The sequence below is a fragment of the Clostridium punense genome (assembly GCF_017874425.1).
Taxonomy (GTDB): Bacteria; Bacillota; Clostridia; order Clostridiales; family Clostridiaceae; genus Clostridium_J; species Clostridium_J punense.
This window is the reverse complement of the sequence record NZ_JAGGLL010000017.1, coordinates 19,199-35,110: the sequence shown is the minus strand read 5'-3', so window position 1 is coordinate 35,110 and position 15,912 is coordinate 19,199. Positions and strand designations below refer to the sequence as shown.

Annotated in this window: 16 protein-coding genes and 1 pseudogene; 14 read left to right on the top strand and 3 right to left on the bottom strand. The window is 29.6% G+C overall.

Translation table 11 applies throughout. The annotated features are described in order from the left end of the window. The first annotated feature begins 13 nt into the window (after positions 1–13). The 11 genes from J2Z44_RS11480 to J2Z44_RS11435 all read left to right on the top strand — a co-directional run bounded on the left by J2Z44_RS11480 (position 14) and on the right by J2Z44_RS11435 (position 8,752). Positions 14–844, top strand: coding sequence for a C39 family peptidase (locus tag J2Z44_RS11480; protein WP_021284910.1), 831 nt, complete (start codon positions 14–16; stop codon positions 842–844). A 20-nt stretch (positions 845–864) separates the two neighbouring features. After that, positions 865–1,032 (top strand): hypothetical protein, encoded by a 168-nt coding sequence (locus J2Z44_RS11475; protein ID WP_021284909.1) that lies wholly within the window; start codon positions 865–867, stop codon positions 1,030–1,032. Beyond that, complete coding sequence (locus tag J2Z44_RS11470; RefSeq protein ID WP_021284908.1) at positions 1,007–2,017, top strand: hypothetical protein; 1,011 nt, start codon at positions 1,007–1,009, stop codon at positions 2,015–2,017. The genes J2Z44_RS11475 and J2Z44_RS11470 overlap by 26 nt, the downstream gene beginning before the upstream one ends. Before the next feature lie 21 nt (positions 2,018–2,038). Beyond that, positions 2,039–2,656: a helix-turn-helix domain-containing protein gene (locus J2Z44_RS11465; protein WP_021284907.1), complete on the top strand. Its 618-nt coding sequence runs from the start codon at positions 2,039–2,041 to the stop codon at positions 2,654–2,656. 352 nt (positions 2,657–3,008) lie between these two features. Beyond that, complete coding sequence (locus J2Z44_RS11460; protein ID WP_209649584.1) at positions 3,009–3,707, top strand: 4'-phosphopantetheinyl transferase family protein; 699 nt, start codon at positions 3,009–3,011, stop codon at positions 3,705–3,707. A 20-nt stretch (positions 3,708–3,727) separates the two neighbouring features. Next, positions 3,728–4,420 (top strand): thioesterase II family protein, encoded by a 693-nt coding sequence (locus J2Z44_RS11455; RefSeq protein WP_021284904.1) that lies wholly within the window; start codon positions 3,728–3,730, stop codon positions 4,418–4,420. A 7-nt stretch (positions 4,421–4,427) separates the two neighbouring features. Then, entirely contained in the window at positions 4,428–4,784 is a 357-nt protein-coding gene (locus J2Z44_RS21830; RefSeq protein WP_342591515.1) for a condensation domain-containing protein, read from the top strand. After that, positions 4,784–4,933, top strand: coding sequence for a condensation domain-containing protein (locus J2Z44_RS21960; protein ID WP_342591514.1), 150 nt, complete (start codon positions 4,784–4,786; stop codon positions 4,931–4,933). The genes J2Z44_RS21830 and J2Z44_RS21960 overlap by 1 nt, the downstream gene beginning before the upstream one ends. Before the next feature lie 721 nt (positions 4,934–5,654). Further along, positions 5,655–6,176 (top strand): P-loop NTPase family protein, encoded by a 522-nt coding sequence (locus tag J2Z44_RS11445; RefSeq protein WP_021284902.1) that lies wholly within the window; start codon positions 5,655–5,657, stop codon positions 6,174–6,176. A 12-nt stretch (positions 6,177–6,188) separates the two neighbouring features. Further along, the gene (locus tag J2Z44_RS11440) at positions 6,189–7,193 is read left to right on the top strand and encodes a radical SAM protein (RefSeq protein ID WP_021284901.1); all 1,005 of its coding nucleotides are present in this window, start codon (positions 6,189–6,191) and stop codon (positions 7,191–7,193) included. 455 nt (positions 7,194–7,648) lie between these two features. Next, on the top strand, positions 7,649–8,752 hold the full coding sequence (locus J2Z44_RS11435; RefSeq protein ID WP_209649583.1) for a glycosyltransferase family protein: 1,104 nt from the start codon (positions 7,649–7,651) through the stop codon (positions 8,750–8,752). Between the two features lie 144 nt (positions 8,753–8,896). On the opposite strand, the pseudogene J2Z44_RS22070 reads toward J2Z44_RS11435, so the two are convergent. Beyond that, a pseudogene (locus J2Z44_RS22070) lies at positions 8,897–9,951 on the bottom strand (transposase). A gap of 453 nt (positions 9,952–10,404) precedes the next feature. Between J2Z44_RS22070 and J2Z44_RS11425 the strand changes: the two are divergent. The 3 genes from J2Z44_RS11425 (at position 10,405) to J2Z44_RS11415 (ending at position 14,500) form a co-directional block, all read left to right on the top strand. Next, complete coding sequence (locus tag J2Z44_RS11425; protein ID WP_021284897.1) at positions 10,405–11,964, top strand: B12-binding domain-containing radical SAM protein; 1,560 nt, start codon at positions 10,405–10,407, stop codon at positions 11,962–11,964. A 565-nt stretch (positions 11,965–12,529) separates the two neighbouring features. Further along, positions 12,530–13,438, top strand: coding sequence for a 5'-nucleotidase, lipoprotein e(P4) family (locus tag J2Z44_RS11420; protein WP_021284896.1), 909 nt, complete (start codon positions 12,530–12,532; stop codon positions 13,436–13,438). A 51-nt stretch (positions 13,439–13,489) separates the two neighbouring features. Next, a complete protein-coding gene (locus J2Z44_RS11415; RefSeq protein ID WP_021284895.1) occupies positions 13,490–14,500 on the top strand; it encodes an NAD-dependent epimerase in 1,011 nt (336 codons plus the stop codon). 393 nt (positions 14,501–14,893) lie between these two features. Here J2Z44_RS11415 and J2Z44_RS11410 read toward each other — a convergent pair whose 3' ends face one another. Both J2Z44_RS11410 and J2Z44_RS11405 read right to left on the bottom strand, forming a co-directional pair. Further along, positions 14,894–15,364, bottom strand: coding sequence for a hypothetical protein (locus J2Z44_RS11410; RefSeq protein WP_021284894.1), 471 nt, complete (start codon positions 15,362–15,364; stop codon positions 14,894–14,896). A gap of 122 nt (positions 15,365–15,486) precedes the next feature. Further along, positions 15,487–15,906, bottom strand: a complete 420-nt coding sequence (locus J2Z44_RS11405; RefSeq protein WP_021284893.1) for a hypothetical protein — start codon at positions 15,904–15,906, stop codon at positions 15,487–15,489. Positions 15,907–15,912: the final 6 nt, after the last annotated feature.

Genomic DNA, 15,912 nt, shown 5'->3' with positions numbered 1-15,912 from the left:
GCGAGGTGATTTGATGGCAATAGATCCAAAGACAGCAGCTACATTAGCTAAAATAGCAATACAAGCTGTAAAAGATGAAGAAGCAAGGCATAAAACAATACTTATTGTAATGGCACCGTTAATAGCGGTGCTTTTAATTATGACGTTTATGGTATATATACTTACTAACCCTTTTGAAGCTATAAAGTACCAGTTCAAAGGTGCTGAGTTAACGAAAGTTGAAAGTATTGTAAATCAATATAGCTATGAACAGTTAATAAATCCCAATGATAAAAGCTATTTAGAAAGTAGTGGATTAGACTTTTCAGGTATATCTTTTAAAGATGGAGCTACAGAAGTAGTTTACTATAATCAAGCCGATTCAAGATGGAAAGACAAGCCTTATGGTAAAACAGGCACAATAGGAAATAGTGGTTGTGGACCAACAGCATTATCAATGGTAGTTTCAAGTTTAACCAATAGAAAAGTTGATCCAGTTCAAATGAGCCAGTGGTCTTATGATAATGGATATTGTTGTGAAGGTGCAGGTTCTTATCATACTTTAATTCCAGAAGGCGCAAAGCATTTTGGATTAAAAGTAGAAGGTTGTACAGTAGATGAACCACAAAAATTAGTAAATGCACTTTCAAGTGGAAAGTTAGTTATAGCAATTATGGCTAAAGGACATTTTACAAGTTTAGGACATTTTATTGTTCTTAGAGGAGTAACAGCAAATAGAAAAATCCTTGTGGCAGACCCTGTAAGTAGAAATAGAAGTGAAAAAGAATGGGACTTATCAATTGTTTTAAATGAAGCAAGACAAGGAGCGGGTGCAGGGGGACCATTTTGGATAATAGAAAAATAATTAGTGAAGGAGCAAAATAAATGAAAAAGAAATCGTTAATAGAACTGTTTATATATATCATAATTGTTGTAGTAGGAATTATTCTACTGTTTACTTTCAAACCAGAAAAAAAGCCAATTGAAATACCATCAGATTTCAAAATTGCAGCAAGAGGTGAGAACAGTGCTTTTGTATATATCAAGCAATAAAAATATAGGAATATTTGATTTTCTCACAAAAGAAAAAGGGATTATTATTAAAAAGCTATCAGGAGAATTTTATTTAAATAAGTTTGTTATTCATGATATGAGAAATTTAAGTCATTACAGTTATGTAGCCATTGATTTACAAGCAATAAAGGATGCAGAGCAAGAAATTATTGAAGCATTAAGAGCCTTTAAAGTTATGTATGATTCCAGAGTTATTATATTTGCTGAAGGAAAAAGCAAAGAAGAAAATTTAATAAAGAGCTTAGTAAATGAGAAGATTTATAACATTATCACAGCTAATACTGTAGCAGAAATTAAAAAGGAAATTTTAAAATGTATAAGTGAAGAAGGAATGACATATGAAGATTATTTTACAAGAGACAAAAACAAACTTTCAAGTAATGTTTCACAATATATATTTAAGGAAAAGGATATTAAAATTGCAGTTGCAGGTGTATCGAGAAGATGTGGTACAACTACAACTGCTTTTAATTTAACCAATTATTTATATAGATTAGGAGCTAAAGTTAGCTATACGGAAGCTAATGATAATAATCATTTACAGGTCATTGCAGATTACTATGAGTTCATAAAAGATAGTGGAGAGAGTCTTAAATATAAAGGAGTAGAATATTATCCAGATAAGCAATTTCCTAATGAATATAATTTTAATGTTTTTGATATAGGTGTTTTAAATGGAAATACGATACCTATTTATAAAGCATGTGATGTTAGGATGCTATGCAGTGGAAGTAAGCCTTATGAAATAACAGAGTATAAAAAAGCTTTGGAATCTATATTTGAATTAAGTATAAACACCATATTTAATTTTTCTCAAGAGTTAGGAAGAACAAATTTAAAGAAGCTAGTAGAAAACGAAAATAATAAAGCTTATTTTACAGACTATTCACCAAATCTATTTGATGGAAAAGTAAACGAGAAGATATTTAAAGAGATATTGAAGGATTATATTATTGAAATTTAAGAAAGAGGAGGCTGTTTTTCAATGAAGAAGCATGAGTTACTAGAGAAAGTATATAAATCAAATTTACCAAGTAGAGCAAAGCAGGTTATGTTTTATCTTATTAATAGAGCTAATGGAGAAGGAACTTGTTTTCCTTCTATTAAAACCATAGCTAGTGATTGTGGCGTAGCTACAAGAACAATTCAAAGAACAATGGTAATTCTTTTAGAAGCAGGTTTTGTAAAGAAAGACAGCCGATTCAGAGAAAAAGGGGGACAGACTTCAAATCTTTATACATTGGCGTACCCTTCTCAAAATAATGAGGATCAGTGTAAAAAAGAGGTTAAGGAAGAAGAAGTAAAGACTGAAGAAAAGCAAAAATCAGATGACTGCGAAGAAATAGAAAGAGTAAGTTTTTTAGATTATAAAATAAGTGATGAGAGCATGATTAAAACCAGTAATGATGTGAATTTAGAGGACAATAATGAAGTGATTAATGATATACCAAAAGAAAATTATAGGGGTGACATTTCTATAATACCGATAGAATGTCACTCTATTTTTATGAAATTGGATAGAGTTATTAAAAATGTGAGTTGTAAAAATCTGATAGATAATATGCAATGTCATGGGGAGGGTGACAATTTGTATCCTCCATGAACTATATAGTCTAAGAATGATTTAGGGTTATTGAAAGATAAATATTATATTAATTAAAAACACAGAATATTTTGTCTAATTATCTCTATACCATTTAAAGTTCAAGAAGAGAGCGATTTGTGAAATAAAATATAATGAAATTAAACGCTAATTGTAAAAATATAAATCTGTAGAAAATATTATTATGAAAATGCAAAAAAAAATGCAGAAAGTTGTTATAAAAAATAATAAATTTAAGACAATAAACTACAAAATAATCCGTATAGATGTCTTATAATAGTATTGGTAAAAGTTTTATATATGTGTATTAGTTTTTAATATAGTTAAATAAAAGTATATAACGAGGAGCTTTATGGAAATTTATGCTGTAAAAATTTTAGATATTAGCGAAGAAGAGTTAGACAAGTTAAGTTTGCTAATTGATTCAGAGAAAAAATATAAAATTAAAAAATTTATTAATAAAAAAGATAAAATTAGAACACTGATTGGGGAAATATTGATAAGAACAATAATTGTTGAAAACTTAAAGATTAATAATAGATATATAAGATTCAATAAAAATCAATATGGCAAACCCTATTTGAAAGAATATCCAAGCTTCAATTTTAACATATCTCATTCTGGAGAGTATGTATTATGTGCTGTTGATGATAAACCTATAGGAATTGATGTTGAAGAGGTGAAACCTATTGAGTGTGAAGAGATAGCTAAAAACTTTTTTGAAACAAAGGAGTTTGAGTATATTATTAATCAAGACTTGAAATTTCAATTAGATAGGTTTTATGAAATATGGACATTAAAAGAGAGCTATATTAAATGTTGTGGACAAGGATTATCAATACCTTTAAAGTCATTTTCTATTGAAGTAAATCAATATGAAAATATTAAAGTGATTGGCAATAATGAATATAAAGAACATACTTTTAAGTTGTTTGATATAGAATTAGGTTATAAAGTAGCTGTATGTTCATTAAATAAAGAAATTTCTAAGAATATAATAAGGTTAGATCAGAACTGTTTAATTAGTAAATATATTGGATCTAATCTTTAATAGGTAGGTGAGATATTTAAATGATATTATTTTGTTTACCATATGCAGGAGGATCGGAAGTCATATATTATAAATGGAAAAAGTATTTAAATTCTTCAATACAGCTAGAACCCATAGAACTTAAAGGTAGAGGTAAGCGGTTCAATGAAGCTTTTTATGAAAGTTTAGAAGAAGCTGTTCAGGACATATTTGAAAATATAAAAGATAAGGTATTACATGATGAGTATGCTATTTATGGACATAGTATGGGGAGTCTTTTAGCCTATGAGTTGTATTATAAAATATGCAAAGAAAATGTTAGAAGGCCTAAACATATGTTTTTTTCTGGGTATAAGGCACCTAGCATACCAAGGAATGAAAAACAGATATATTTATTACCAGATGAGGAGTTTATTAAAGAAGTAATTGAGTTAGGTGGCACACCACAAGAAGTTGCAGACAATAAAGAATTGCTTCAGTTATTTACTCCAATTCTTAGAAGTGATTTTAAAATGTTAGAGAAGTATCTTTACAAAGAAAAGAAAGACAAAATTCAATGTGATATTTCCATTTTAAATGGAAAAGAAGATGATATAACTTTAGAAGAACTATTAGCTTGGAAAAATCATGGGGATAGAGGATTTAAAGTTTACAATTTTGAAGGAGATCACTTTTTTATAAACACTAATGTTGAGAATATAACAAAAATTATAAATACTACATTAGTTAAATAGAAGACATATCAGAAGAGGAATAAAGATTAGAAATAATGAGAGGATTTATTGGAAATTAATACATCCACAAAAAAGAATATGGTACATAGATAAGATAAATATAAACTCACCATTACATAATATTGGTGGATGCCTAAGTATATATGAAGATATAGATGTTGAAGTTATGAAACAAACCATTAATCTTATAATAAAAAATAATGAAGGATTAAGACTAAGGGTTTCAGAGAAAGAAAACGAACCATTTCAATATATTAAAGACTTTGAAAATGAAAATATAGATTTTTTAGACTTTAGTAATTACGAAAGTACTCAAAAGACACATGAGACATGGTCAAATGAGTTGTTTAAAAAAATGTTTTAATTTTATATTATTTTGCAATATACAAGATAAGTGAAAAGGAGTATGGTATTCTTCTTAATATTTATCATATTATATCTGATGGATGGTCGATCTCTCTTATACAAAAACAAATTTGTGACATATATAGAAAGTTAATGAATAAAGAATAGATTTATATAGTCAATTATTCATATCTAGACTTTATTAAGGATGAGGAACGTTCCGTAGGATAGTGTATTTTTTATTTTCTATAAATCTTAAAGAGCTTCAATCTTTTTATATAAAGAAGTACTTTAATACAATTAGAAGACAGTTGTTTAAAACATTAAATAGGTTAAGCCAACGGAGAATCTGTAATTGTAAAGAATTTAATGGACTACAGGGAGCTATAAGTTAGTAAAATCCAAAATATATGTAAACATATTTGAATTAAGAATGGATATAACATATATTCTGTTAATGATAGTGCTGTTATAGGTTAAGATAAATGGCAGTAAACATGCCTTTTGCGACAGGTATTTTGCTGGCAATTTTCTAGGCTAAAACTATTGTTTTGCTGCAAAAATTCTTGACTTTGCTACTGTCATTTCACTTGACTAATAACAATAGTGCAAAAAGAAAAAAAGCCGATTTAGGGCATGACAAATAAGCCCACGATAGAGCCTAAAAAAATAATAACTAGTATATAAAATTGTTAAATGATGATAAATTTATAGGAATTTAAATAGAAAACTATATAACTTTATGACATGCGGGTACCCCAAATGGGTTATTTGGAGTTGTCTAATATAAGAATAATAAATAAAAAAGCAAGGTGTAATATTCGGTAGAAACGCATTTAGTTTTCTATCAAATGCTATACCTAGATTATACAAGGAGGAAGTGATTATTTTGAATATATTTGAATATAGTCGCATTATTATTATTGGCAATAATGGAAGCGGGAAAAGTTTTCTGGCTAAAGAATTGTCTGCTATAACGGGGTTGCCAATTGTTCATCTAGATGTTGAATTTTGGGGTCCTAATTGGGAGCAACCAACGAAAGAGAAATGGATAATGAAGCAAAACGAACTTATATCAAAGGAAAAATGGATTATTGATGGTAATCATACAGGAACAATGGAATTGCGATTTAAATCGGCAGATTTAATTATATTTCTAGATATAAATCGGTTAATATGTTTGTTTGGTGTATTTAGAAGGTATGGAAAAAAGAGGTCAGATATGCCTCAACATCTTGAAGAAAGATTTGATTTCGAATTTTTTAAGTTCTTAAAAGGACTATGGACATTTAATAAAACAAGAAAATGTACTATCATGGAGTTGCACGAAAAATATTTACACAAACCATTTTTAACCCTTAGAAGTAGGGGCGAAATAAATAATTTATTAAATCAACTGAGAGAAATATAGGAGGGGAGTTTAATGAAAAAAGATTTAAACTTTGTTGTAAAGCTCACAACAAATTGTCCCGCAAATTGCATGTGTTGCATAAATCGACAGAAGGAGATTAAATTTAAGAATGAAAATAATAGCATCTTTGATATAACAGTTTTTGAAAAAATATGCATAAAAATTAAAAAAATGGGTGCCACTTATGTTTGCTTAAGTGGCGGTGAACCTACAATGGTTTCAAACATTGATGAATATTTTAAGATAGCGCATAGTAATGGCTTATCTGTAAGGTTAAATACTAATGGTTGGGGAGTTACAAAAGAAAAAATAGCTAAATGGCTTTCTTTGGGGTTAGAACAAGTAGTGTTATCCATATACAGTTTGGATAGAAATGTTATTAGAAAAACCAGAGGTAACGAAGCACTACTAGATAAGTCTTTAGAGGCTGCTGAGATAATAAAAAATCATAAAAAAGAAAATGATTTTGTATTCATTATTCAAACTGTAATAATGAAACAAAATTACAGTGAAATGTCTAAATTATTAGAATTTGCATTTTTCAATAAAGCTGATTTATTTTGGACTTCTTATTTGGAGGATGCTATAAATCTTTCAGAGATTAGAATGGAAAAAAAAGATATAGAAAATTTTAAAAGAGAAACAATTCCTAAAATGAAAAGTATAATAGAAAAGCATATATCCAACACAAACCATAAAGAAAATTTGAAATTCAATATAAATAAACTATATAAACAGGAATATGATGATTATATATATCATGACACAGATTTTGATTGTCACTGGTTGGGAGTACATTTAACATTTTATCCAAATGGAACAATTTATCCTTGCCCAGGGCATGAGTATTTTAGTAGTACATGCCAATATAATATAAACTATGAATCAATTGATGATTTTTTAACTTTAGATAGCCTAAATAAAAATGTAAACAACAAACCCCATAATTGTAAATATTGTCCGCAAGGGATTTTTTCTGATATAATTATTAATGAAAATGAAATTTATAAATACTGATGTTCAGAGGTGTAATTTGTACATATATAATGAAGAATAGTTAAAAACTCAGAATGGAGCATTTTAATAGAAAGATCGAGAAATACATTCTAAAAAGATCAATGACCTTCTTGAGGATCATTGGAAGTGTCTAATACTGAAAATTTAGAAAAGTTAGTTTTATATCGAGTCTATATTCTCGTTGAATTTGAAGAACAATAAGTTGCTAGAGTCAATTTACTATTTTGTTTAACATCAAAGTAAACGCTAGTGGTGTGCAGAATATTTAATCTAACATTGTTGGTGAGTACTCAATTTGGTGTTAGTATAATATTGTCGATATAAAATCAAATCCAAAAGCAAGAATGTCAAATCAAAGATATCTTTATTGAAGTGTGGCAAAATGAAAGAGTGAAGGATAACTGACTATAATGATTTGTTTTGCAAAAACCACAAGGATAAGGAGTGATGTAGAAGTGAAAAAAATATTAATAGGAATTTGTGGAGTTGGGTATGGTCATATTAATCGTCAAAGATTGATTATTGATCGATTAATGGAATATAATGTTGACTTAGTTTTGGCAATACCAAGCGAAAGGTGGAAGTTTATTGATGATTTGTATCCTAATATTAAGAAGATTCGGGTTTATTCCCCTTGGATTGTTTTTAATGATAAAGGAGTTGATTTTGAGGCTACCAAAAGAAAATATGTGCAGGATGGTATTGATCAATTTGAAAGCTTTTTGACATTTTCAAGTGAGATCCAAAAGGCCTTTGAAGGAAATAATCCTGATTATGTATTGACAGATTATGAACGAAATGTAGCGCAATATGCATATGCTACAAATAGACCATTGATTTGTCTTGATCAACATTCAAAATTTTTAAATCTATCCACAAGAATTATAAATAATATTCCAATCGATTTAGATACCAATATGTTACATTATTTTTTCCCAAAGGCAACTAAAAGGTATGTGTCCTCATTCTTTCCTATCGAAAGGTGTAGTGAATACAATATTGAAACTTTACCACCTATAATAAAGAACATAGAGAGAGGCGAAATTAATAGTAAAAAAGTGGTTGTATATTTTTCAACTTATACTAATGATTCTTCTGATTATATAAAAATCTTGGAATTAATCAAGAATTATGAAGAATATGAGTTTAAGATCTATACAGAAAGTGAATTCCTTAAATATGAGAGGTACAATAATCTTGTGTTTAATAAAATTGGAGATGAATTTGATAACGATCTTTCTGATTGCAATTTTATAATATCCTCATCAGGACACCAGTTAATAAGTGAGGCAATTCAATTAGAAATACCACTTTACATATTCCCATTTGATACATTTGATCAAAATTATTGTTGCTATATGGTGGAAAAGTATAATTTGGGTAAAAAAATTAAGGTCTGTGATTCAAAGGAATTAGATTCGTTTATCGATAATGTAGGTGATTATAGACAAAACATGAAGGAGTATAAAAATATATACTTCAAAGATAGATGGGACGAAGTATTGTTTAAAAAATTAGAAGATGACCTTGGTATTACAAAAAAAACTTATAAATTTTAGAGTGCCAAAATGGTGATATAGTTGAATTTTAGTAAGAACAGCTAATTATAGTCAAGTAAAAAATTAAAAAAATATTTTTTATAGAAAATTGCATAGCAAATAAATCATCCTAAAACCCGAATGATTGAAAATTTTGGAATGAACTTAAGTAGCTTTAACAAATGTTTTTAGAAAACAAAACATTTGTTTATGTATTTTAGGATCACGTTGTTCAAAAGGTGTTTGATTTCGGAAAACCGAAAAAATATAGTTTGTTATCTTATGCATTATAGCAACTAAAGCTACTAGCTTTTTTACCTTTAAGATTTTTTTATAATAATCTAATAAAACTTTATTTATAGGATTTTCTTTACGGATGTTTCTTATGGAAGCAAGTGCGACAGCATACAATGCTAGTCTACATATACCAGTTCCACGTTTTGAGATTTTATTTTGATTACCTTTAAATTTACCTGACTCATTAATTGAGCTTATTTATACCAAAAAAAGCAACTAGGTGTTTAGGTTTAATGAAACTATTAATATCGCCTATTTTAGCTATTAGTGTAATAGCTATCAATAGTCCTACTCCTAGAATTGAATCCAAAAGGTCAATATTCCTTTTGATTTGTTCAGAAAAATTATCTGAGACAATGAGAGATTTTATTTCAGTTAGCAAGTTGTTTATTTCAATTTCTAAAGTGTTTATTAATGTTAGTGTAGTATTAATTTTAACCACTAATACATATACCGGTACTCCGATGGTAGTGGCTTCATTATCAACATTAATTAGCTTTGAATATACTTTTTCGGCCCACGCCAACCCTTTTTTAGACTTGTTAATAAGAATATCTAATATTCTATCTTTAGGTCATCTAAAATGGATTGAGGTTATTGGGTAATCACTTAAGATAGCAATAGAACTATTTGCGGTTACATTTGAAAAAATAGTATTGTAACCCCGAAATATAACTCTTAAATCAGTAGATAACTTTTTATTAAACACAGAACAAGTGTATGTAAGTTTATAGTAGTCTCTTATGAGATTTTCCTGTTTTAGCAATAGATAAAGCATCTTTTTTATCATTTTTCACTTTTTTTATTTGGTTAATTAAGTGGTTGAAACCATTAAGAACATGCTTTATCTCAAAAGCCTTCCTATAAATATCTCTATTAGGAGCAAGTATTGCAAACTATGAGAAAACTGCTGAAATATCAATACCTACTGTAGGACTGTAAAAAAATTAGATATAGTATATATCTCCTTTGAATTTATTTTGAGATAGAATAGAGCTTCCAATCTATCAGTTAGTCTATAACCTTGTTTGTGACACGGGTAATTCCTAAAGGGAAACCCAACCAGCTAAACATAGAATTCTACCTGATGGAATGATACGATAATTCACGAGTATAAGTTCTTATAAACTTCCCAGGAGGTGTACATATATCCTCTATTCAGGAGTATTATACTAAATTTAATTTGATTAGGTTCCTTTATAGGAATTTAAATAGAAAACTATATAACTTTATGACATGGGGGTTGCCCCAAAGGGGTTATTCGGAGTTGTCTAATATAAGAATAATAAATAAAAAAGAAAGGTGTAATATTCGGTAGAAATGCATTTGTTTTTTTATCAAATGCTATACCTAGATTATACAAGGAGGTAATTTATATGCATAAACCATTAGTTATATTTGTGACTACAGCACCCACTTGCATAAAAAGTGCAGAGGAAAATTTAGGATTAGCTTATTTAGCTGCTGTATGTAGAAAAGATGATATTGAAGTGATTATTATTGATGGGTGGTTAGAGCGGTTAACAACAGATGAGATTATTGAAAGAATATTGTTGTTAAGAAGACCTCTTTTTCTTGGATTTTCATGTAATTTGCTTAATGGAGATTCTGCAATAGAAATTGTAGAAATATTAAAATCTAAAAACTATAATGTACCATTTATTGCAGGAGGATATGGGCCAACATTTGAACCAGGCAAATTTTTGAAATCTGGTTTCGATTATGTTTCTGTTGCAGAGGGAGAAGAGACGATTTTAGATTTGTGTAGTCATTTTTATCATGGATATCCAGATATTTCACATATAAAAGGATTATACTATTATGATGATCAACATATCCTGCAATATAATCGTCCGACATACGTTTCGAATTTAAATGAATTACCTTTTCCAAGTAGAGACACAATAAAATATGCTGTTAGAGACAAAATTCCAATTAATGTTTTGGCATCAAGGGGTTGCATGTCAGATTGTTTGTTTTGTAGTATATCTGCTTTTGGGAAATTGGGAGATACTCCCAAATGGCGAGAAAGAGATATCTATAATATTGTTGATGAATTAGAACAACTTTATAGTTATGGAATTAGACATTTTAAGTTTGTTGATGATTCATTTATTGAACCATCACGTGATGAAGAGTGGTGTAATACTTTCGCTGATGAGATTAATAGAAGAGGATTAGATATACGATTTAGAATTACGTTGAGAGCAGATAGGGTCAGCGAAGGGATTATGACTGCATTACGACGTGCTGGTTGTGAATCAGTTGCATGTGGGATAGAGAACTTTAGCGATAGTGCATTAAAACGAATGGGCAAAAAAGCAAATGTGAGTCAAAATCAAAAGGCATTAGATATTTTCAAAAAATGCAATTTATATGTTCAAATGGGATTCATTTTATTTGATTATGGTACAACTCTTAAAGAGCTAAGAGAAAACTATGAATTGATGAATAAGTATTCGTGGACAATATGTAAAGGTATTTTTTCTGAGATGTATGCTGCTACGGGAACTTCATACACTAGATTATTACAAAAAGGTGGGTTGATTACAGGTAAAGATATTCAGTGTACTTATGAAATAGAAGATGTTAAAGCACGAATGGTGTATAAAGCATTAAAAGATTGGCATATTAGCTTTATGACAATATATAATATGGTGGTAGAACCTATAAATAAACCTAAGGCTTTAAATGATGATGGATTAGCTGGTTTTTATAATATATTTCAGGAAATTAGAAAACTGGATTTAGAATTTATGGGAAATGTTTTGGATTTAGTTGAAAATGACGTAGAACAAAATTATTTGAATGATTTTGTTCAAAATTCGATTAAAAGCCAAACGCTATGGTTCGAAGATTATAGGGATGAAGTCGAAAAATTGTATGTTTCAGAGGGAATCGTTTATATGGCAGATGAAGATCCATTCACAAAGTAACCTTGTATAGAAAAATGTATTGTCGAATATTATTAATTTAACCATTACGAAACTGGAGTAGAAAGGATTTTCGATGGATTATAACAACTTGATATCAGGCATAAAGCGTGTCTGATATCAAGTTTAGGATATGTGTTTAATATATTGGGAATAGATTCAAAAAAGATTCTAGAAGATTTCGTAATCGCACAAGGGGGAGGGAACCGTTTCCTGGGCTGGGTAAAGCAGAATATATCTATATATCGCGCACAATAATGTTACCTTTTTAGTGAACAATTATGTTGAATAATTAACTTCCTGTATTTACATATAATTTCTGTTCAAGAGATATTACTAACGAAGAAAAGTGTGAATTTGAAATAAGATTATGAACATTCAAAAGTTTTGTTAAGAAAATATTACAAAGATATTGGGTGTAATGATATAACATTTGATCTTGTTCACTATGGTAAAGTGCAAACGTTCTAAATAAAGCGTTGATAAAAGTATAAAAGTGAATGTGCTTCACTTACATATCATAGAAATATGCATGGATGGAACTTACATATTGATAGGAGGTTAAAGATTGAAGAAAAGATTTGCATTATTATTAACATTAGTTCTTTTAGTATCACTATTATCATTTGCTATAATGACTGTTACTTATTCTTCAGTTAATCTATATGAACAAAATGTGATGGGGACTCTTTGGGTTCAGAAATCAGCAGAGTTTAGAGCACTGTCATACCAAACTTTCAATTTAGCTAAAGTAAGGGTTCAAGCTGACCTAGCTGACGAAAGTGTTAAAAAACCAAGAACTATAGTTGTAGACCTAGATGAGACAATTTTAGACAACAGTCAATATCAGGCATGGTTGATTGTACATGGATTAGAACATTCGTCATCTACTTGGAATCCTTGGACTCAAGCAGGAATCGCACCTGCTATGCCTGGTGCTGTACAATTCTTAAAATACTGTGAGGCTAATGAAGTTGAAGTATTCTACATTTCAAACAGAAAAGTTCTTGATGATAATTCTGGTTATACTGGAACAGTTAAAAACTTAAAAGCATTAGGTTTTCCAAATGTTGATGAAGAGCATGTACTTTTTACAACCGATTCTTCAAACAAGACTGATCGTAGAACAATAGCTGAAGACGAAAAACATGTAATATTATATATGGGGGATAACCTAAATGACTTCTTAAATGACTTTGCAAAACTTGGCGTTGATGAAAGAGTTGTTATGACTGATAAATACAAAGACGAATTTGGATCTAAGTTTATTGTAATGCCAAATCCAATGTATGGAGAATGGGAAAGCGCTATCTATGAATACAAATTGGGGGCTTCGGTAGCAGAAAAAGCTCAAATGAGAAAAGATAAATTAGAACTTTGGGATTTTTCAGTTGATAAAACTAAATCAAAAAGGCTTTTCTATTTATTGAAGAACTTTTTCATGCTTGAGAAATATGCATCAGATAATACCAAATGAAAGTGTTGTTAATCTATTTAATGTTTGTCACAGAAAAGAGGAGGTGAATTAATGATTAAAATTGTTGTAACTGGTGTAGGTGGGTTTATTGGATATCACGTATCGAAATATCTAGTTAATAATAATGTAAGTGTCCTTGGTATTGATAACTATGATAGTTATTATGATGTTAATCTAAAAAAAAGTAGAGTTGGACAGCTTGCTAATAATGAATTATTCCAATTCATTAAATGTGATTTGACAGACTTTAATTCTTTAGAGCATGCTTTCGACAAGTTTACACCTGAATATGTAATTCATCTCGCTGCTCAAGCGGGTGTTCGATATTCAATTGAGAACCCTAATGCATATATAGATTCAAATTTAGTAGGATTTATGAATGTATTAGAAGCTTGCAGGAAGTATTCAGTTAAGCATTTGATTTATGCATCTTCTAGCTCAGTTTATGGAGGTAACAAAGTGGCTCCGTTTTCGACAGGACATCACACTGATCACCCTGTTTCTTTTTATGCAGCTACAAAAAAAGCGAATGAACTATTTGCTCATTCGTATAGTCAACTTTATGGCATCCCGACAACTGGGTTAAGGTTCTTTACTGTTTATGGACCTTGGGGAAGACCAGATTTGGCGTATTACAAGTTTACTAAGAAAATCTTCGATGGTGAAACAATTGATGTCTATAATCATGGGCAGATGGAGCGTGATTTTACATATATTGATGACATTGTGGAAGGTATCGTACGATTGATTGATAAACCTCCTGTTGCTAATCCAGATTGGGATGAAACAAAGGATAGTATAAGTAGTAGCTTTGCTCCATATAAAGTTTATAATATTGGAAGTAGCAATCCGGTTAAATTGGAGGATTTTATTAATATTCTAGAAAAGAAAATCGGTATTGAAGCAAAGAAGAAGTTTATGGATATGCAACCTGGAGATGTTCTTCGGACTTATGCAGATGTCAGTGATCTTGAAAAAGATATTAATTTCAAGCCTCAGACATCTTTAGAAGAAGGTCTTGGAAAGTTTGTTGATTGGTATAGAGAATATTATAACGTGTAAAATATGATTATTGTAAATAGTTGGAAAACAGTAATCGACAAATTTAAATATATTGAAATGATGGTAAATATTATGAAGTTGGTTATGATAAATTTAATTTTGTGCATAACAAAAAGACTTCATATATGCAATTTTAAAAAAAGCCTTAGGCTGGAGATTAAACTTAATTTAAATATAAATTAAGCAGCTGTTTTCTTAAGATTTGGAAAAATATCAGTAATTGATATTGGTTTTTCTGACGCCCAAGCATCTATAAAACAATTAATTGCACCAAAGGAATACCCTTACTATTCTGCGTTTAGCAGAATAAACAATGGCATCTTCGGCATGAAAATCGTTATTTATTCGGTCCCAACATCTTTCGGTCGTAGAACGCCTTTTATAAAGAGTTTTCTACTGTTTTGAACCCCTTAATATTGGAGTAAAATATCGAGGGTTATCTAAAATTTGGGTGTAAAAAGTTTGATTGCTTTTCATTGGGTATTTATCACAATTGTTACATTGAACAGGGAATAACCATTTATGCCTAAATTCTTTAGAAATGATTCCTAAATTTCGAAGCTGATGTCCATAAAGCAAACCGTGGGGAATGCTATGTTCATTAAGCTTAACAAATTCACTGTTAGATGAAAGCTTTGATGAACGAGAATTTAAATCAATAATAGGTCTTATTCCATAATGCATGCATAAAAGATAAAAAGCATTAGTATCATATGCAGAATCAAAGGCTGCAGAATAAAATTTGATTTCAGCATATAAATTAACAAGTTCTTTAAGTGCATAAACGTCAGTTACAGAATCATGACGTGTAGCACTAACAAATTTAATATGGATAGAGGAAAGGTAGGCTGTAAAAGCTATCACAAGCTATAAAACCATGAAAGGTATGTACATAATAATATTGTTCATTGAAGCTATCCAAACCCCAAGTAGCAGATGGGTCAGTAAATTTGCGAAGGCAATCGCATTTTTCACCGGGTTTTAGTTTACAGTTGCATACCTTTTTGCCGTAAGGCGAAGCCTGTGTAGGCATGCAGGTCTGCATAAATGCCTCCGGTTTTACGGGATGAATAGCATACTGGAATAAAACCTGATAAAATTACGTAAAACGATTCTGACTGTAGGGTATTTACCCAGGCTGATATGCTAGTTTCATTGCTATAAGTCATAATAATGAGAGATTTAAGCAATGCTACTGCATCTTTTGGCGGAGCACTTTGAGTAGATTTGGAATAAGTACTTTGTATTAATGGTACAATTCCAGTAAGGTAGGTAGACCATAATTTTGTTATTAGAGAACGACGATTTAGTAAAGTAATTTGTTGATGAGTTTGAATAAAAAATTTATCCAAAAATGATTCAACAAAATTTTGATATTGAGTATGAGAAAATTTAACATTTAGCATAAAAAT